Origin of the sequence: Nocardia sp. 852002-51101_SCH5132738, from assembly GCF_001665695.1 — a bacterium.
GTDB classification, from domain to species: domain Bacteria; phylum Actinomycetota; class Actinomycetes; order Mycobacteriales; family Mycobacteriaceae; genus Nocardia; species Nocardia nova.
The window spans coordinates 1-17,204 of record NZ_LZML01000115.1; the positions used below are offsets into that span (position 1 = coordinate 1).

Annotated in this window: 16 protein-coding genes; 4 read left to right on the forward strand and 12 right to left on the reverse strand. The window is 66.4% G+C overall.

The window, feature by feature from the left end:
- Nucleotides 1-17: 17 nt before the first annotated feature.
- Nucleotides 18-857, reverse strand: a complete 840-nt coding sequence (locus A5789_RS16990) for an MFS transporter (RefSeq protein WP_064907203.1) — start codon at nt 855-857, stop codon at nt 18-20.
- 209 nt (nt 858-1,066) lie between these two features.
- On the opposite strand from A5789_RS16990, the gene A5789_RS16995 reads away from it, so the two are divergent.
- The 3 genes from A5789_RS16995 to A5789_RS17005 all read left to right on the forward strand — a co-directional run bounded on the left by A5789_RS16995 (nt 1,067) and on the right by A5789_RS17005 (nt 4,171).
- A complete protein-coding gene (locus A5789_RS16995; protein WP_064923323.1) occupies nt 1,067-1,678 on the forward strand; it encodes a TetR/AcrR family transcriptional regulator in 612 nt (203 codons plus the stop codon).
- A 354-nt stretch (nt 1,679-2,032) separates the two neighbouring features.
- On the forward strand, nt 2,033-3,463 hold the full coding sequence (locus A5789_RS17000; RefSeq protein ID WP_064907223.1) for a multicopper oxidase family protein: 1,431 nt from the start codon (nt 2,033-2,035) through the stop codon (nt 3,461-3,463).
- A 438-nt stretch (nt 3,464-3,901) separates the two neighbouring features.
- Nucleotides 3,902-4,171, forward strand: a complete 270-nt coding sequence (locus A5789_RS17005) for a hypothetical protein (RefSeq protein WP_063011965.1) — start codon at nt 3,902-3,904, stop codon at nt 4,169-4,171.
- Between the two features lie 455 nt (nt 4,172-4,626).
- On the opposite strand, the gene A5789_RS17010 is transcribed toward A5789_RS17005, so the two are convergent.
- From A5789_RS17010 to A5789_RS17040, 7 genes are all read right to left on the reverse strand, one after another.
- Nucleotides 4,627-5,043, reverse strand: a complete 417-nt coding sequence (locus A5789_RS17010) for an arsenate reductase ArsC (protein ID WP_063011963.1) — start codon at nt 5,041-5,043, stop codon at nt 4,627-4,629.
- 27 nt (nt 5,044-5,070) lie between these two features.
- On the reverse strand, nt 5,071-5,613 hold the full coding sequence (locus tag A5789_RS17015) for an arsenate reductase ArsC (RefSeq protein ID WP_082856823.1): 543 nt from the start codon (nt 5,611-5,613) through the stop codon (nt 5,071-5,073).
- Nucleotides 5,610-6,044 carry a low molecular weight phosphatase family protein gene (locus A5789_RS17020; protein WP_064907205.1) on the reverse strand — a complete coding sequence of 145 codons (435 nt, stop codon included), beginning with the start codon at nt 6,042-6,044 and terminating at the stop codon, nt 5,610-5,612. Before A5789_RS17020 ends, A5789_RS17015 begins: the two co-directional genes overlap by 4 nt.
- Nucleotides 6,041-7,147, reverse strand: a complete 1,107-nt coding sequence (gene arsB, locus A5789_RS17025) for an ACR3 family arsenite efflux transporter (RefSeq protein WP_064907206.1) — start codon at nt 7,145-7,147, stop codon at nt 6,041-6,043. Before arsB ends, A5789_RS17020 begins: the two co-directional genes overlap by 4 nt.
- Nucleotides 7,144-7,527 (reverse strand): ArsR/SmtB family transcription factor, encoded by a 384-nt coding sequence (locus A5789_RS17030; RefSeq protein ID WP_369817614.1) that lies wholly within the window; start codon nt 7,525-7,527, stop codon nt 7,144-7,146. The genes arsB and A5789_RS17030 overlap by 4 nt, the downstream gene beginning before the upstream one ends.
- A gap of 73 nt (nt 7,528-7,600) precedes the next feature.
- A complete protein-coding gene (arsA, locus tag A5789_RS17035) occupies nt 7,601-9,364 on the reverse strand; it encodes an arsenical pump-driving ATPase (protein WP_064907225.1) in 1,764 nt (587 codons plus the stop codon).
- A gap of 152 nt (nt 9,365-9,516) precedes the next feature.
- Nucleotides 9,517-10,053, reverse strand: coding sequence for an ArsI/CadI family heavy metal resistance metalloenzyme (locus tag A5789_RS17040; protein WP_063012088.1), 537 nt, complete (start codon nt 10,051-10,053; stop codon nt 9,517-9,519).
- 96 nt (nt 10,054-10,149) lie between these two features.
- Here A5789_RS17040 and A5789_RS17045 point away from each other — a divergent pair, with 96 nt between their 5' ends.
- Complete coding sequence (locus tag A5789_RS17045; RefSeq protein WP_063012086.1) at nt 10,150-10,509, forward strand: Rv2640c family ArsR-like transcriptional regulator; 360 nt, start codon at nt 10,150-10,152, stop codon at nt 10,507-10,509.
- A 566-nt stretch (nt 10,510-11,075) separates the two neighbouring features.
- Here A5789_RS17045 and A5789_RS37350 read toward each other — a convergent pair.
- From A5789_RS37350 to A5789_RS17065, 4 genes are all read right to left on the reverse strand, one after another.
- Nucleotides 11,076-12,029: a ferritin family protein gene (locus tag A5789_RS37350; protein ID WP_082856822.1), complete on the reverse strand. Its 954-nt coding sequence runs from the start codon at nt 12,027-12,029 to the stop codon at nt 11,076-11,078.
- A gap of 632 nt (nt 12,030-12,661) precedes the next feature.
- A complete protein-coding gene (locus A5789_RS17055) occupies nt 12,662-14,305 on the reverse strand; it encodes an NAD(P)/FAD-dependent oxidoreductase (RefSeq protein WP_155525829.1) in 1,644 nt (547 codons plus the stop codon).
- A 255-nt stretch (nt 14,306-14,560) separates the two neighbouring features.
- Nucleotides 14,561-15,796, reverse strand: coding sequence for a cytochrome P450 (locus A5789_RS17060; RefSeq protein ID WP_064907207.1), 1,236 nt, complete (start codon nt 15,794-15,796; stop codon nt 14,561-14,563).
- A 350-nt stretch (nt 15,797-16,146) separates the two neighbouring features.
- Nucleotides 16,147-17,163 carry an LLM class flavin-dependent oxidoreductase gene (locus A5789_RS17065; protein WP_064907208.1) on the reverse strand — a complete coding sequence of 339 codons (1,017 nt, stop codon included), beginning with the start codon at nt 17,161-17,163 and terminating at the stop codon, nt 16,147-16,149.
- Nucleotides 17,164-17,204: the final 41 nt, after the last annotated feature.

Genomic DNA, 17,204 nt, shown 5'->3' on the forward strand with positions numbered 1-17,204 from the left:
AACCGAATTCCATTGTGCTAGAATAGATTTAGTACCGAACTAGCTTCGGACTTACACGGTTCTCGTGACACCCTCGAGCGCACCCGCAACTCGGTGACGACGAAGGCCACCGCGGCGACCGTGGCCCCGGCCATGGCGGTCAGGATCCAGCGGTCGCCCCATCCGCGATCGCCGGCGGCGATGAGTGCCCACACCAGCATGCCTATCGCGGCGATCGAGGTGATCGCTCCGAGTGGATCCAGCCGAATCGTGGTTGCCGCTCGCGATTCCTGCAGTGAGAACGCTGCCGCGAGCAGTATCACCGCTGCGACCGCGAGTCCGCTGAAGATGGACTGCCACGACCAGTGCTGCAGCAACAACCCGGACCCGACCAGGCCCAGCATGCCGCCGACGCCAGCGAATCCGGCCCACATGCCGATCGCCCGGGGTGCGGACCGCTCGGGGAATCCCGCGGTGATCAACGACAAGGTCGACGGCATCACCATCGCCGCCCCGGCGCCGGCCACCACTCGAGCCGCGATCAGGCCGGCCAATGCCGAAGTGAACAGTGGAACGGCGGAGGCGATGGCGAATACCCCGAGCCCGGTGATCAGTACCCGGCGGCGGCCGTAGCGATCGCTGATCGAACCCGCGGGCAAGACCAGACAGGCCAGGGCCAGGGTGTAGCCGTCGACGATCCAGGTCGCCTGCACCTGCGTGGCGCCGGTGTCGGTCGCCAGCGCGGGCAGCGCCGTGTAGAGGGCGGCCATCGCGGCGATGACCAAGGCGACCGCCAGGCACGACACGACCACGGTGCGCCACTGACGCCCCGACCATCGGAGCACCTGTGTGTCCGCTTCCTGCGTGAGTGACGCCATTCCGGTCTCCGTTCACAGCTCAGCGGCGACTCGGGAGCAAGGCGCCGCGCACAACTCCACCGTGTCGGCGCGGAAGTCTCACGGACAAGACATGCGAACGAAGTCGACACATACGGGGCGTGCCCGGCGCGACTCGCTCGTCTCACCACTATCGACCGACGTGTGGTTTTCCCACCGTCCGTCGGCCGAGGTCGTCTCATACTGAGACGATGGGCATGGACTGGCTGCTGGCCACCGATCGGCACGATCGCGCCGCCGACCACATCTACAGCGCTGCCACACACCTGATCATCAGCGCGGGGTTCGACAACCTGACCGTCGATTCCGTGGCCCGGCGAGCCCACTGTTCGCGAGCCACCGTGTACCGCCACACCGGCGGCGTCGCCCACCTGCGCGAAACCGTGCTCGCCCGGGCCGCCACCAGCATCATCGAGAAAGTCGAAGCCGCGATCGCCCGCCGCAGCGGCACCGACCGTACCTACACCGCGCTCACGGTCGCGTTACGCGAGGCCCGAGCCGAACCGGTCGTCACCGCATTCCTGGGATCCGAGCACGGTCCCCGCGCTGTCACCGGGTTCTCCGAATCACCCGCGCTGATCGCGCTGGTGGCCGACCTGTTGGGCACCGACCCCGACGACGCGCTCGTCGCGACCTGGTTCATACGAACCATGGTCTCGATGCTGCTGTGGCCGGCCCACCCCGACACCGAAACACAACTGCTACAACGATTCCTGATCCCCAGCCTCGATGCCCCGCCCCGCGAGGCACCACCGGCGACAGCTCACGGCACGAGTGTCTCCGGCGCGGCACCGGGCAAATAGTCGTAACCCGTTACGCGGACGATCCCGAATTCTCTGCGCAGCAACGATTTTCGCTCACTACAGCGGCGCGTACACACATGCGTTCGCTGCCGCCTCGGCCGGCCGAGGCGGCCACGACAAAGTGGGCACCTGGCCCACCGCAGAGGAAGATCCGATCAGCTCGCTGCAGAAGATTTCAGCGATGGGCCGCACGAAAATGTCAGCGGAACGCTGTGTTCCGACCACGTCCGAACCGGCGGTTGTGGCTGCTACGGTGCCGGGCTGTGCGCGATATCGTGGTGCGACATCGGTTCCGATATCCGGAAGAGGGCGGCAGTCGAGGTGAGGCGGGTGAACCGGCGCGAGTTCTTCGGTATGGCCGGCGTGGCGGTAGCAGCCGGGGGCGCAGCAGTGGTGGCGGGATGCAGCCGGTCATCAGGACCGGGCGAGGCTGATTACACGCTGCGTATCGGTCGGGGGCAGGTGGAGGTGGCGCCCGGTCGTTCGGTGCCGGCCACGCTGTACAACGGGCAGTTCCCGGGCCCGCTGCTGCGGTTCGCCGAGGGAAAACCGGTGGTGGTCGACGTCCACAACGACACCGGCACCCCGGAACAGCTGCACTGGCACGGCCAGACGGTGCCGGTGGAAGTGGACGGCTCGGGCGAGGAGGGCACACCGTTCATCCCCGCGCACGGGATGCGGCGGTTGTCGTTCACGCCCGGTCCGTCGGGCCTGCGGTTTTATCACACGCACCTGATCGCCGGCGCGAACCTGGAGTTGGGCCAGTACAACGGCCAGGTCGGACCCGTTTACATCGAGCCGAAGCAGAATCCCGGCGCCTACGACCGGGAAGTCATCCTCACCCTCAAGGAGTTCGGTCCCACACCGAGCCAGGACGGGGACATGGCCGCGAACTTCCTGGCCGGTGAACCGCTCGCGGACCTGCGCGATCGAGGCGAAGCGGCGATGGCGGCCTCGCTCGCGTCGGGCCGCCCGCACGGGTACGAGGTCGGCTACGACACCTTCACCATCAACGGCCGCATGCTCGGCCACGGCGACCCGATCCGGGTCAAGGAGGGCGAGCGGGTGCTGCTGCACGTGGTCAACGGCAGCGCGACCGAGAACCGCAGCCTCGCGCTGCCCGGGCACACCTTCACCGTGCTGGCACTGGACGGCAACCCGGTGCCGAACCCGGCGCGGGTGCCGGTGCTGTGGCTCGGTGCCGCCGAACGTGTCTCGGCGGTGGTGGAGATGACCAACCCCGGCGTCTGGATACTCGGTGACCTGTCCGACGACGACCGCGCCAACGGCATGGGCATAGTCGTCGAATACGCCGGCCGCGCCGGTGAGCCGCAGTGGGCTCCGCCGCCGCCGTTCACGTGGGACTATCGCCTGTTCACCCGGCCCGCCGCGAGCACGGCGTCGCCGGATCAGCAGATCGAGCTGCTGATCGAGAAACGCAACGCCGACCGTGACGGGTTCAACGTGTGGACTCTCAACGGTGCCGCGTTCGACATGAACACCGGCGCACCGGCGTTCGACTTGGCGCGCGGCCGCCGGTATCGGTTGCTGTTCCGCAATGCCACCGACGACATCCATCCGATTCACCTGCACCGCAATACCTTCGAGGTCACTCATATCGCCGGGACACCGACCGCGGGGTTGCACAAGGATGTGGTGATGCTCGGCGGCTACCAGGAGATGGCGATCGATGTCGTCGCCGACGAAACGGGGGCGTCGCTGCTGCACTGCCACCAGCAACTGCACATGGACTACGGGTTCATGGCCTTGCTGCGCGTGAGCTGAGCACGCCGGGCCGGCATCGCATCCAGTGACCCGGGGCCAAGCCCGACCCACAGCAGAACACCAACCCGAGCAGCATTGCGAAACCGACGCGGGCGCGTGCTGGGTCACGGCGTAGATCCGCCCTGCACCCATCGGTGCGGCTACACCCCAGGGGTATGCCGCCACGGGTTCCAGGATTCACTCGCCATTTCGTCACCGGGCGCCGACCCCACGCACAATCCGGCGGCGAAGCACACATTTGTCATCATGCGTCCCCAACCCTGGAGGTGATGCGGTAAAACTATTGGCGCAGACCTTCTTTCAGCTGGCCAGCCGCGATAGTGGGCCAACGGCTGGGGCAGGAATGTGGCGGCGGGCCAGTGTGCGGTCTGTTCGCCAGGTCGGGGCACACAGACGCGAACCATGCGGGTGTTCGCGCCGCGCAGATCTGGAGAACAGATGTTCACGATGGAAACCGCCACCAAGTACGTCACCGGCCTCATCGAGTCCACCGGCGCCGCACTGGCCACCGACTTCGACGTTCCCGCCATCGTCGACACACTGCACCGCCTGGTCGAGGACTGGGACTTCGACATCATCGACCGGCGCACCTTCTGGGCCGTAGTCGCCACCCACATCCTCGTGCCTCGCGCCAACTCCGCGACTCACACCGGCTCCCCCGTTGCGTCGCTCGCTCTCGTGAAGGATCCGATGCCGGTCACTCAGTGACCCCAGCCAGGGTGATCACGCCGACCGGCCTGCCGGCGTGACCACCCTCGCTGGGCCGCCGCGAGCTCTAGCTCCTCCCGTGTAGCCCGGTGCTTTCACCTCCACACTGCCCCTGCGGAGACGTCGGACCACTGCCGGCCATCGTGACGGTCCGGCGGCACAGCTTCCCGTTCGCCCACACGATCGATGACCGTCTCCTACGGTCGGCCACAGGGCCCCGGCGGACCGAGCCGCCGGGGCCCTCATTCGCGCCTGCAGCACCCGCCGCTACGCGAGCGTGAATCCGGTGCCGCCGTTGCCGATGTAGATCAACTCCACACCCTGAGTGTGGTCACCCGGGATCAGTGACCCGAACACCCCGCTGCGGGGGTGGCTGCCCGGTGCCGGTATGCCGAACTATCAAAACGTGTCGAATAGGTCGTCGGTACTGGGCCGAGCTTTGAGGGTCGTGTTGGTCAGTTCGTGGTGTATGTGGGGAGCAGTTCGGCGATGAGTTGTTCGATGTGGGTGCGGATTTGGTCGCGGATGGGTCGGACTGCGTCGATGCCGAGGCCGGCGGGGTCGTCGAGTTTCCAGTCGCGGTAGTCGACGCCGGGGAAGTAGGGGCAGTTGTCGCCGCAGCCCATGGTGATGACGATGTCGCTGGTTTGGACGGTGTCGGGGGTGAGGATTTTAGGGGTTTGGGCGGTGATGTCGATGCCGATCTCGGCCATGACTCGGATTGCGGCGGGGTTGATCGTGTCGGCGGGTTCGGTTCCGGCAGAGCGGACTTCGACGCGGTTGCCGGCGAGGTGGGTGAGGAAGCCTTGGGCCATTTGCGAGCGTCCGGCGTTGTGGACGCAGACGAACAGGACGCTGGGGGTGGATGCCATGACGGGGCAGAGCCTTTCGAACGTTGGTTAGTTGGTGAGGTCGAGGTCGGCGATGAGGGCGCGGACGCGTTCTTCGATGGCGTCGCGGATGTCGCGGATTGTGGCGGGGTCGGCGCCGGTGGGGTCGGGCAGGTCCCATTCCTCGCAGCGGCCGCCGGGGATGGTGGGGCAGGCGTCGCCGCAGCCCATGCTGATGACGATGTCGGCGGCGTGCACGATTTCCTCGGTCCAGGGTTTGGGGAATTCCCGGGTGATGTCGATACCGACTTCGCTCATGGTGTCGATGACGCCTTGTTCGATGCGGTCGCCGGGGGTGGTGCCGCCGGACCAGCCGGTGGCGCGGTCACCGGCGAAATGGGTGAAGAATCCGAGTGCCATCTGAGAGCGTCCGGCGTTGTGGGTGCACAGGAACGACACCGCGGGTGCTCCGGTGCCGGGGTGGCCTTCGATTTTGGCCAGCGCACGTAGGCGTTGGCGGGCGAAGCGTTCGGCCAGCGGCGGCAGGTAGCTGACGACGGTGGCGCGGGCGGCGAGTTCGTCGTAGGAGGAGTGCAGGAACCGGTCGATCACGGTGCGCTCCGGGCGGTGGTGAGTTCGGTGTGGAGGGAGTTGACGCGGTCGGCGATGTCGTCGCGGATCAGGCGCATGCGGTCGATGCCGTCGATGCCGCGGTGGGAGGGTTCGTCGGTGTCCCACACCAGGATCCGCACCCCCGGCGGCGGGTCGAGGCGGGCTTCGCGGCCGAGGATTACCACGGTGTCGATGCGAGCGAGCAGCTCGGGATCGACAGGTTTGGGGTGTTCGTCACCGACCTCGACAACTGCTTCGGCGAGCACCTGCACCGACAGCTGATTCAACGCGAAGCCGGGGTCGGTTCCGGCGGAGTGAACCTCGATCGTGTCACCGGCGTGGTGGCGCAGGAGCGCGGCGGCCATCTGCGATTTGCCGCTGTTGCGCACGCACACGAACAGCACCGACGGCACCGGCAGGTCGTCGGTCACCGCGAAACCCCTTCGGCCACATCCGCGGCGGCTGTGTCGGTGCGGAAGAGGCGGTTGCGCAGGGCGAGGGAGACATAGACGAGGCCGACGAGGACGGGGACTTCGATCAGCGGGCCGACGACTCCGGCGAGGGCTTGGCCGGAGGTGGCGCCGTAGGTGGCGATCGCGACGGCGATGGCGAGTTCGAAGTTGTTGCCCGCGGCGGTGAACGCGAGGGTGGTGGTGCGTTGGTAGCCGAGGCCGATCGTGCGGCCGTAGAGGTAGCCGCCGCCCCACATGATCGCGAAATAGGCGAGCAGCGGCAAAGCGATCCGCGCGACATCCCATGGCCGGGAGGTGATCTGGTGGCCTTGCAGGGCGAACAGGATCACGATCGCGAACAGCAGCCCGTAGAGGGCCCAGGGCCCGATCCGCGGGAGGAGTTTCGACTCGTACCAGTCGCGGCCGCGGGCTTTCTCGCCGAGGCGGCGGGTGAGGAATCCGGCGACCAGTGGGATGCCGAGGAAGATCAGTACCGATTTCGCGATCTGCCACGGCGAGGTGTCGATCGTGGTCTGCTCCAGGCCGAGCCATCCGGGCAGGACCGACAGGTAGAACCAGCCGAGCACGGCGAACATGACGACCTGGAAGATCGAGTTCAGCGCCACCAGGACGGCGGCGGCTTCGCGGTCGCCGCAGGCGAGGTCGTTCCAGATGATCACCATCGCAATACATCTGGCCAGGCCGACGATGATGAGCCCGGTGCGGTATTCGGGCAGGTCCGGCAGCAGCAGCCACGCCAGCGCGAACATCAGCGCGGGCCCGATCAGCCAGTTCAGGATCAGCGAGCCGATGAGCAGGCGGCGATCACCGGTCACGGAGTCGAGGCGGTCGTAGCGGACCTTGGCCAGCACCGGATACATCATGACCAGCAGCCCGATCGCGATCGGCAGGCTGATCCCGTCCACCTCGACCGCCGACAACCCATCACCGAGTCCGGGGATCAGGCGCCCGAGTAGCAGGCCCGCGGCCATGGCGACGCCGATCCAGACGGGCAGGAACCGGTCCAGGGTGGACAGTTTGCCCACCACGGCGGGGTGGGCAGCCTGTTGGGTGGTGCTCACGCGGTCATCTCCAATCCGGCCTGGCGGCCGAGGACGAGCGACAGCCGCTCCAGCGCTTCGGGCACGATGCGGTAGTAGACCCAGGAGGCGCGGCGTTCGCTGGTGACCAGCCCGGCCTCGCGCAGCACCTTCAGGTGATGCGAGATGGTCGGTTGGGTGACGTCGAGACCGTCGGAGACGTCACACACGCACGCTTCCCCGCCGGCGCGTGCGGCGATCGCCGAGAGCACGCGCAGCCGCACCGGGTCGGCGAGGGCTTTGAACATCACGGCCAACTCGGCGGCTTCGCCGCTGGTCAGTGCACGGCCGATGGTTTCTGTGGCCTGGCATCCGGCCTGTTCGGCGCCCAGCGCCGTGACATCCACCCGTTGATTAGACACACATCGATATTGACCGAGATCGATATCGAGGGCAAGTGAACTCTGGGTGACACCTCCGGGCACCGGGACGCGGTTACCCGGCTGCAGTGTGGGTGGGGCGGGTGAGTGCGGCGAGTGCGGGGATCCCGACGGGTTCTTCGGCGAGTGCGGGGATGACCGCGTATCGATCGGTGTAGGTGGTGGCCCTGTGGATCTGGTCGAGTTCGGCGGCGGCGCGGCGGCGCAGCAGCGGGTCGGTGGGTGCGGCAGCGGCGAGGCTGTTGTCGATGACCCACGCCCACGGGTGGATGCCGGCGCGTTCGAGGTCGGCTTGCAGCTCTGCGGCCTCGAGGACCGGGGTGGTTTCGGGCAGGGTGATCAGCAGAACTTTCGTGGCCTCAGGGTTTTGCAGCCGCATCAGCGGGGTGACGAATCGGGTGCCCGGCGCCATCTGGCGCACGATGTCGCGATGGTAGGAGCCTGTGGCGTCGAGCAGCAGCAGCGTGTGGCCGGTGGGGGCGGTGTCGATGACGACGAACCGGCGCCGGGATTCGGCGATGACGTGTGAGAACGCTTGGAAGACAGCGACTTCGTCGGTGCACGGTGAGCGCAGATCCTCGGCGAGCGCGGCGCGAGCGGCCTCGTCGAGGCCCGCGCCCTTGCCGGCCATGACCCGGGCGCGGTAGTCGGCGACCGCGCGGGCGGGATCGATGCGCGAGACCTGCAGGTGTTCCAGGCTCCCGGCGACGGTTTCGGTGAGGTCGCCGGCGGGGTCGGTGGTCGACAAATGCACATCGTGGCCGCGCTCGGCCAGCGCGACAGCAACCGCGGCGGCCACGGTGGTTTTACCGACCCCGCCCTTGCCCATGCACATGATCAGGCACGGCCCATCGCGTTCGATCTGCTCGATCAGCCCGGCCAGCGGCGCATCAGCCACCGCCGCCACCATCGGCTGCGCCGCCTCCACGGCGGGCATCGCCGGCGTGGGGTCGAACAGGGTCGTCAGGGCATCGATACCGACGATATTGGTGGGCTGAAGCTCGACCAGATCTCGCGGCAGCTCCCGCACGGTCGCGGGCATGGCCTCGATCGCGGCGCGTTCGCGGCGGCGGGTCGCGGTCACCAGCGGATCACCGGAATCGGTGGTGTCGGGCAGCACGCCGTTGATCACCACATGCTGATCGGCGAGCCCGACACCGGCCAATTCGCTACGGGTGCGGGCGATCTCGGCCAGTGTCGACCGCGAGGGGCGCGCCACCAGCACCAGGCGGGTGCGGTGCGGATCCGCCAGCGCGTCGACCGCGGCCGCGTACACGGCCTTCTGTTTGTCCAGTCCCGACAGCGGGCCCAGGCAACTGGCATCGCCGCCGCCGGTGAGGAACTCACTCCAGCTGCCGGGCAACTGCAGCAACCGGATGGTGTGCCCGGTGGGCGCGGTGTCGAACAACACGTGGTCATAGCCGCTGGTCTCGTCGGTGAGCAGGGCGGTGAACTCGTTGAACGAAGCCACCTCCGTCGTGCACGAACCCGACAACTGCTCGGTCATCGACGCGATATCGGCCTCCGGCAGCACACCGCGCATCGGCGCGAGGATCCGCTCCCGATAGTCGGTCACCGCCTGCTCCGGGTCGATCTCGAGCGCCCACAACCCCGGCACGCCCGCGATCGCGGTCACCGTGTTGCCGACCGTGACACCGAATACCTGCCCCACATTCGACGCCGGATCGGTCGACACCAGCAGCAACCTCCGACCCGCCCGGGCCAGCGTCACCGCCGCCGCGCACGCGATCGAGGTCTTACCGACCCCGCCCTTGCCGGTGAAGAACACGAACCGCGGCACCCCCGCGAGAAACTTCATCTCACCCACGCCACCACCACCTACACAACCAAGACCGGCCATCCCGGCCCGTACGTTCCATTCGACCGCGTATCCCCCGCACCGCGGCAGAGGCAAACGTCCCCCACCCCGCACCGGCAGTGTCACCGCGCGGGCGGCCGCGCCCGCCGGTGTCAGCTGCAGCAGCCGGCGCCGGAGGCGATCGCCTTCTCTTTCGCCTCGCTGGTGCAGCAGGCACTCGACTCGTCGCGAGCGGTTTCGCCCTCAGCCGCGCTGCCGGTGCCGCAGCATGCCTGTACCGCCTCGCTGTCACCGGTGGCGAATTCCGGTGCGGTACCGAAGTTCTCGGTATCGGCGAGCACGGTGTAAACCTCCCACTTCTCGGCGTTGGGACCCGTGACCCACACCTTGTCCTGGGTGGCGAAACAACATGTGGTCGCGATCTGCTCCTCGGTGAACAACCCCGCCTGCGACAGGCGCGCGATCTCACCGTGGACCTGCTCGGAGGTCTCGACCTCCACACCGAGATGATTGATCGTGCCGCCCTGACCGGTGTTCTCCAGCAGCACCAGCTTCAACGGCGGCTCCTCGATCGCGAAGTTGGCGTAGCCCGGCTTGCGCTTGGCCGGTTCGGTATTGAACAGGGTCGAGTAGAAGGTGATCGCCTGCTCGAGATCGTCGACATTCAAGGCCAGTTGCACGCGGGACATGAGAACCTCCATAGTGAGACATATGTCGAAAAAGCGGACGCCGCCGAGTCTGCCACCTTTTCGACATATGTCAATCCCACAGGTAGTGTGGACGCCATGCCCAAAGCGTTGCCCGTGATCGACATGTCCGCCCCGGTCTGCTGCGCACCGGTCGCGGCCGGCCCGGTCGACGACACCGCCGCCCTCGAGGTCGCCCTGCGCCTGAAAGCGCTCGCCGACCCCGTGCGCGTGAAACTCATGTCACTGCTGCTGGCCAGCCCCGACACCGGCGAAAACGGTGGCGACCTCGCCTCCGCGGTCGGCCTGTCGGAATCCACGGTCAGCCACCACCTTTCGCAACTGCGCAAGGCGGGCCTGGTCGATTCGGAACGAGCCGGGATGAACGTCGTCCACCACGCCAAACGCGAGGCGCTCGCCGCGCTGTGCGTGGTCTTGGACCCCAACTGCTGCCGTTGAGAGACTGCGGCGCATCACCGTGCCCGGGCCCGGCGGGCGAGGACCTCGGCGGCATAGGCATTGCTGGAGGCAGGCCGCGATGTGGATCCATCGAACGGCGCCGGTGATGGACAGACCGAGCAGGTCGCTGAGTAGCTTCGCGGGCACGGTGGCAGCGTTGTCCACCAGTGCGGTGTTGCGACCGGCCCGGACCGGAACGCCCAATTGTCGTACCAACCCGCCTTCCATCAATCAACGCGCGAGTCATGCATCAGATGCAACTCTTCGCGGAAAATCCGTCCTGCGAACAACCACGCCCGCGGACCGGCGCAGCGCAGTCTTGATCCATGACCGCGGTCGCTGACCAGGCCGCCAGACCGAGTCCAGCCGTTTCGAGACGATGCTCTCGAGGCAGTGCTCGGCCGCCCCGTCGAGCATCCCCTTCTACCCACTGGGTGGAGATATCCGACCACCGCCTCCGGCCGGCCGAGTGCTCCGACGTGGGTTGTGAACTGTTCGTGATCGGAGCGATCGAGCACTGCCAGCCACAGAATCCACCGCTGGGCCGGCGACAGCGTCCCGGCGGGTCACAGGGCATCGAGAGCCTGTTGGAAGGCTTGCTCGTGGGCCTTTTCGTCGGCCGCAATCTCTCGAAACAGGTCGGCCGCCTGGGGGTTTCCGGCCTTGTCGGCCTGGGCGGCATAGTCGGGATACATCGACTCGGCTTCGTGCTTCTCCCCTGCTATCGCGTCGGTGAGATTGGCGGCGACATCGGAGGCCACCAGTCCGGCCGGCGTCGCTTCTTCGGCGAAGTGCTCGTCGAGCTCCACCTGGGCGGTGCGGGAGAACAGCTGCGCGATCTGCGGGTTCCCCGCCTCACGAGCCTGGCGGGCATATCGGCTGTATTTCGCGAAGGCGAACGCCTCACCCTGCATGGCCGTGCGCAGGTTGGCCAGGGTCGCACCCGACGACTTCGCCGGTCCCGGCGTGATCGACGTCGTGGTGACATCGGGCCCTGCCGGAACCACGGCGCCCGCAGCGGGACCGGTGAGGGTCGCCAAGGCGATCGAGAAGTCGCGTGCGTGCGCTGCTTCATCGCCGGCGATCGCGGAGAACAGCTGCGCCGCAGCAGCGTCACCCGCCGCTGTCGCCTGTGCGGCGAAGCCCGGGTACATGGTCGTCGATTCAGTGGATTCGCCGGCGATCGCGTCACGCAGATTCGCCGCGGTGTCACCACCCAGACCGACCAGATCGGCCTCGCGGGTGAAATGATCCGACAGCTCGGTCTGTGCCGCGGAGCGGAATTCCTGCGCTACCCGAGGCTCGCCGCTGTGCTGGGCCTGATCCGCATACGCCCGGTATTTCGCATGGGCGAATGCTTCCCCGTGCATCGCCGCCATGGCGTTGGTTCGGGTCGACTCGGCCGGAACGGACTGCGACTGCTGTGGCGACGCGGTTCGCTGTGGCGTACCCGAACACGCCACCACCGGCACCAGAAACGCGGCACACATCGCTATCGTCAGTCGCGACTTATTGTGCATTTCTGCTCCTTCGATCCCTCAGGGGTGGAACAGGACCCGGAAGTCCAGCAGCCCCGGATGATCAGCGCTCACGCGCGACCAGCGCACGCGCCGCAAGTCCGAACAGCGCCCCCATCGCAGTCACCTCTCGCCCAGCAAACGGAGACAATTCCATCGTCGCCGCCACTCTGCTCGACGCCCGCAGGCCGAAGTCACCGATCAACGAGCCTTACGCCACGCCACGCGGTGACCTTGGACCCCGAGCGATGGCTAACCTCACACCCACCACCGCTCACCCTCCCGGTGGTCGAACTCACGGTGAAATGATCGTGCCCGCCCGACTCGGCAGGTGTCATCGCTGCGCCGACAGCTGTCGCTCGTCACCGCGAATTTGCCAGCCGCGCAACATGATTCGGCGCTCGTCACAGCTTCGCTGTGCCCGACCGCCACCCCAGCACGCACACGCGCACCCGCTCCATTCCCGCTGTTCGGCGGCGCGGCAATTCGTCATATGTCGTGGCGGCAGTGACACATTCTCTTGCGGCTTGGGCCGTGGACCGATCAACCGCCACGTGCTCGGCGCCCGCACCGTATCCGCCCCCCACCGCCACAGGGGCACACAGTGCCGTGTCCCTGCACCGGCAGTACCTTGCTCACCGGGTCAGAGTGAAACCGTCGTAGTCGTCGGCGGCGACCTGGTCGCACTTTTCGCGATACGCTCCAACGCCGCCGATGTAGGCGTACATCACCCTCGGTTTGCCCGGCACATTCGATCCCACATACCAGGAGTCCACCTTGGGATAGAGCGTCATATTGCCGACTTCGTCGACGTGCCGAGTCCATTCCTGCTCCGCCTCGGCCTCGGCCTCGATGGTTGTGATGCCTTTGGATCGCAACGCGTCGATCGCGGCCGCCACCCAGTCGACGTGCTGCTCGATCGACACCATCATGTTCGACAGGACAGACGGGCTACCCGGGCCGGCGAGCATGAACAGATTCGGGAAGCCTGCCACGGCGAGACCGAGGTAGGTGACGGGCCCGGCGGCCCACTTCTTCCGCAGCGACGCGTCATTCCGGCCGCGAATGTCGATCGCGTTGAGCGCGCCGGTCATGGCGTCGTATCCGGTGGCATAGATGATGTCGTCGAACTCGAAACTCTCCTGCGTCGTCACGAGACCGGATTCGGTAACCCTGGTCAGCGGGGTCGCGCGAACATCCACGAGCCGGACATTGGGACGATTGAAGGTCTCGTAATAGTCGGTCCCCAGGACCGGGCGCTTGACGCCGAAGAGGCCGGTGGGCTGAAGGAGCCGGGCGACAGCGGGATCTGTCACGGTCTCGGCGATCCGGTCGCGGATGAACTGGGCTGCGGTCTCGTTGGCGGCTTCGTCGGCGAGCAGGTCCGTGAATCCGACCAGCATGCTGACCAGTTCGCTGTTCTTGTCTTCCCATACCCTGCGATAGAAGGCTGTTCGCTCTTCCTCGCTCACCTCGAGCGCGCCCTTGGTGGCCTCGGGCTGGGCGATTCCGAAGGACGATTCCCGGTTGGCCTTGCGCACTTCGCGATAGCGCGACTTGATCCGGGTCTGGAATTCGGGATCGATCGGGTGATTGCCGGCGGGAAGAACATAGTTCGGGGTCCGCTGAAACACAGTGAGGTGCTGGGCTGATTCGGCGACGAGCGGAATGACCTGCACCCCAGAGGAACCGGTGCCGACCACGGCGACCCTCCGGCCGGTGAAATCGACCTCCTGCTCGGGCCATTCGCCGGTGTGGAAACTGCGGCCCCGGAACGTCTCGATGCCGGGAATCTCCACCATCTTCGGCACCGACAGGCAGCCCGTCGCCATGATGGCGAACCTCGCCGAGACGACCTCGCCCCGATCGGTCGTGATGCGCCACCGCGCGGTGGACTCGTCGTAGACCGCGCCGGTGACCCGGGTCCGCAATTGCACATCCTTGCGCAGATCGAAACGGTCCGCGACGTGATTGATGTAGCGGAGCAACTCTGGTTGCGGCGGCAGCTTCTCCGTCCACTCCCACTCCTGCTCGAGCTCCGGGTCGAAGGAGTAGTTGTAGTACATACTCTTCACATCGACGCGTGCGCCCGGATAGCGGTTCCGGTACCAGGTGCCACCGAGTCCGCCGCCTGCTTCGTATACCTGCACCGAAAGCCCGAGCTCGCGCAGTTTGTGCAGCATATGAAGCCCGGCGAATCCGGCTCCGACGACGACCGCGTCAATCTCGCGGGCCTGTTGCCCGGTCGAGATTTCGGAATGCTGCGAGGTCGTTGTCATTGTGGGATCTGCCTTTCGATGAGTAGCCATGGGAGGCCCTGACAGCGGTGCGGTCGGACGGTGCACACCTTCTCCAGACCGCTACAAGCTGCAGATTATCCGAACATCGACGCGCCCACTTGTTTTTCGACGCAGGACAACATGAATTCGATTGCTGCGCAATACAACCACGATTGCGTTACCTGCATGCTGTTGCGGCACAGAGAGTGCCGATACCGATACATCGAATACCCGTGCAGGACAACCTTCGACCCATCAAGCCAAACGCATCGGCGGGCAGGCCGGAAACCGAACCGGTAGCGACGCCAAGGCACGATGGAACTGACCGGGCCGCCAATCCAGTTGCCGCACAGGTTTTTGCGGACGGATATCCGGCAAAGCGTCGAGGAGCACGTCGATGCACTGCGAGGCGATCGTCAGGGCGAGCGACTGCGCCGGGCAGGTATGGGGACCGGCCCCCCATGCCAGGTGCGACCGGTTGCCTTTGCGGTCGCCGCTCACAGCGGGGTCGTTGTTGCAGGCGGCCAGGCTGATCACCACCGGTTCATCGGCAGGCAGCCACACATCGCGGACGAGTTGGGGCTGTTTGGGGTAGCTCACGCACCAGTTCGCCAGCGGCGGGTCCTCGAACAACACGGCATCGATGGCATCCCGGGTAGTCATGGCGCCGCTGAGGACCTCGCCACCGTATTGGTCGTCGGTCATCAACAGCAGCAACGCGTTGAGGATCAGATTGCAGGTCGGCTCCGTGCCCATCGAGAACAGCAGCGCCGACTGGTTCACCATCTCCATGAGATCGAGCTTGTCCGGATGCCTCAGCAACTCCGAGGTCAGATCGTCGCCGGGTTCGACCTGCTTCTGGCGGACCACTCCGATCAGAGCCTCGACGAATCGCTGCTGTCCTTCCTCGGCGCCTACCCCCTCCAGCATCGCGGCCATCCCCTGATAAGCCTCGGCCGCGGCGCCTTCGGGGAAACCCATCAGTTCGCTGAGCACACGAAAGGTCAGTGGATAGGCGTAGTCCATCCGCAAATCCGCGGTACCGCGCTCACAGAAGCTGTTGATCAGCGACTCGGCGGCCCGCGCAACCGAGTCGTGCATCTTGTGCAGGTTGACGGTTTCCAACGCCGCGAAGATGGTCCGCCGGTACCGCTCGTGTTCGGCGCCCGCGGTTCGCAGCGCATTCTGGCGGTAGCCCAGCATCGGCAGTAGCGGGCAGTCCGACGAGACGTTCTTCTCCCATCGGCGAGAATCGGCCGGGAAATGGTGCTCGTCGTTGAGGAGCTGCACCGCCACCTGGTAGCCGATCACCAACGTCGCAGGCACACCCGAAGCGAGCTCGACCGGTACCAGCGGGCCGTGGCGTCGCATGTCTTCGTAGGCCCGGTGTGGATCGGCCGCGAACGAGGGGGCATCCAACCGCACGCGTGAGCCACCGGATTCCCCGGAACCGTAGGCGATCCGAGATGCACCCGGGTCTATGTCGTTCAACGCGTTCCCCTCTCGCGCGGTGCGGGAACGTGTCCCCTTCCGCCTGCTGCGAGACGGCCTGCCATTCGTGGTGTGGGCACGCCAGGTGACCCTACCGTAAATCGTTGCAGTCCAACGTCTTCAGAGAAAACCAGCACGGTAGCTTACTTCCGGACCGATGCACGGCCCCGAATACGGAATCCGCGTCGCAAACGCCGGATGCCGCGGCATCGGATTCCGCTCCCACCACTGATACTGCTGGTTGCCACTCCCCTGCCGATTTCAAAAGGAGCCCACAGAGCCCGAACCCGAGGAACCGGAAACGAGCGCGGAGCAGTCAACTGGACGCAGACGATCCGCTGGCTGGGCTGCTACGGGGTTTGCCTGTGACGGAGCGCGAGAAAGGCATCGGCCAGCAGCTTGAACGACTCGCCTCGGTCGCTCGGGCGGTAGAGGTCGGTCTTGATCAGGAATTCATCCGCTCGAGTGGCCTCTGCCAAGTCCTGCAAGCGCGCCAACACACTCGACGGCGATCCGATGAAGACCCCGTCCAGTTCGTCCGCGGCCGCCCGTCGGGTCGCATACCCGTAGTGCTCGGCGGTCTGCGGGCTGGGTAAACGTATCGGCTGTCCCTCTTGTCGCCGTGCGGTCTTCATCCTCAATGGTCCGGAAAGCCACTGCGCGCGCTCGTCGGTTTCGGCGGCGATCACTGCCACGCTGACCATGGTCCGCGGCGCCGGGCACAATGTCGACGGCTCAAAGGCTTGCCGGTAGACGCGGGTGGCCGCGATCGTGTTACTCGGTTGAAGGTGGTGGGCCGCGGCGAAAGGAAGACCGAGAGCACCCGCGACCCGCGCGGTGTAGTCGCTACTTCCGAGCAGCCAGATTTCGGGCCGGTTTCCGTCCGCGGGCACTGCCGCGGCGCGATCCTCGCTCTGTTCGTCGAACAGCTCCAGCAGCTCCCGGATCTGGTCTTCGAAGGGCGTGGCTGCCCGATCGTGGGGGCTGCGGATGCGGTCGGTGACCTCGCGCGGCCCACCCAGGGCCCGTCCGAGTCCGAGGTCGATCCGCGCAGGATGAAAGGCCTCCAGCGTGCCGAATTGTTCTGCGATCACGATGGGCGAGTGGTTCGGTGTCATGACACCACCGGCTCCTACCCGCATGTGGTGGGTCACCGATGCGACGCGGTCGATGACGACTGCCGGTGCGGCACTTGCTACTCCGCGCATTCCGTGGTGCTCGGGTATCCAAAACCGGTGGTAGCCGAGACCATCGACGAACTGTGCCAGCTCGACGCACTCACGCAGCGCCTGGCTTGCGTTCGAGCCTTGCACGATCGGCGCCGTATCCAGGACCGAAAACCTAAGCGCGCTCGTCTGTTTCGTCATGAGGGGTACCCTTCCGCCGTGCGACCCGCAAACTCGACACC

Coding starts and splice junctions, on each gene's coding strand:
- A5789_RS17000 (WP_064907223.1), top strand. CDS start 2,033: ATGGCCGGCGTGGCGGTAGCAGCCGGGGGCGCAGCAGTGGTGGCGGGA.
- A5789_RS16995 (WP_064923323.1), top strand. CDS start 1,067: ATGGGCATGGACTGGCTGCTGGCCACCGATCGGCACGATCGCGCCGCC.
- A5789_RS17065 (WP_064907208.1), bottom strand. CDS start 17,163: ATGACGAAACAGACGAGCGCGCTTAGGTTTTCGGTCCTGGATACGGCG.
- A5789_RS16990 (WP_064907203.1), bottom strand. CDS start 857: ATGGCGTCACTCACGCAGGAAGCGGACACACAGGTGCTCCGATGGTCG.
- A5789_RS17005 (WP_063011965.1), top strand. CDS start 3,902: ATGTTCACGATGGAAACCGCCACCAAGTACGTCACCGGCCTCATCGAG.
- arsA (WP_064907225.1), bottom strand. CDS start 9,364: ATGAAGTTTCTCGCGGGGGTGCCGCGGTTCGTGTTCTTCACCGGCAAG.
- A5789_RS17010 (WP_063011963.1), bottom strand. CDS start 5,043: ATGGCATCCACCCCCAGCGTCCTGTTCGTCTGCGTCCACAACGCCGGA.
- A5789_RS17040 (WP_063012088.1), bottom strand. CDS start 10,053: ATGTCCCGCGTGCAACTGGCCTTGAATGTCGACGATCTCGAGCAGGCG.
- A5789_RS17045 (WP_063012086.1), top strand. CDS start 10,150: ATGCCCAAAGCGTTGCCCGTGATCGACATGTCCGCCCCGGTCTGCTGC.
- A5789_RS17055 (WP_155525829.1), bottom strand. CDS start 14,305: ATGACAACGACCTCGCAGCATTCCGAAATCTCGACCGGGCAACAGGCC.
- A5789_RS37350 (WP_082856822.1), bottom strand. CDS start 12,029: ATGCACAATAAGTCGCGACTGACGATAGCGATGTGTGCCGCGTTTCTG.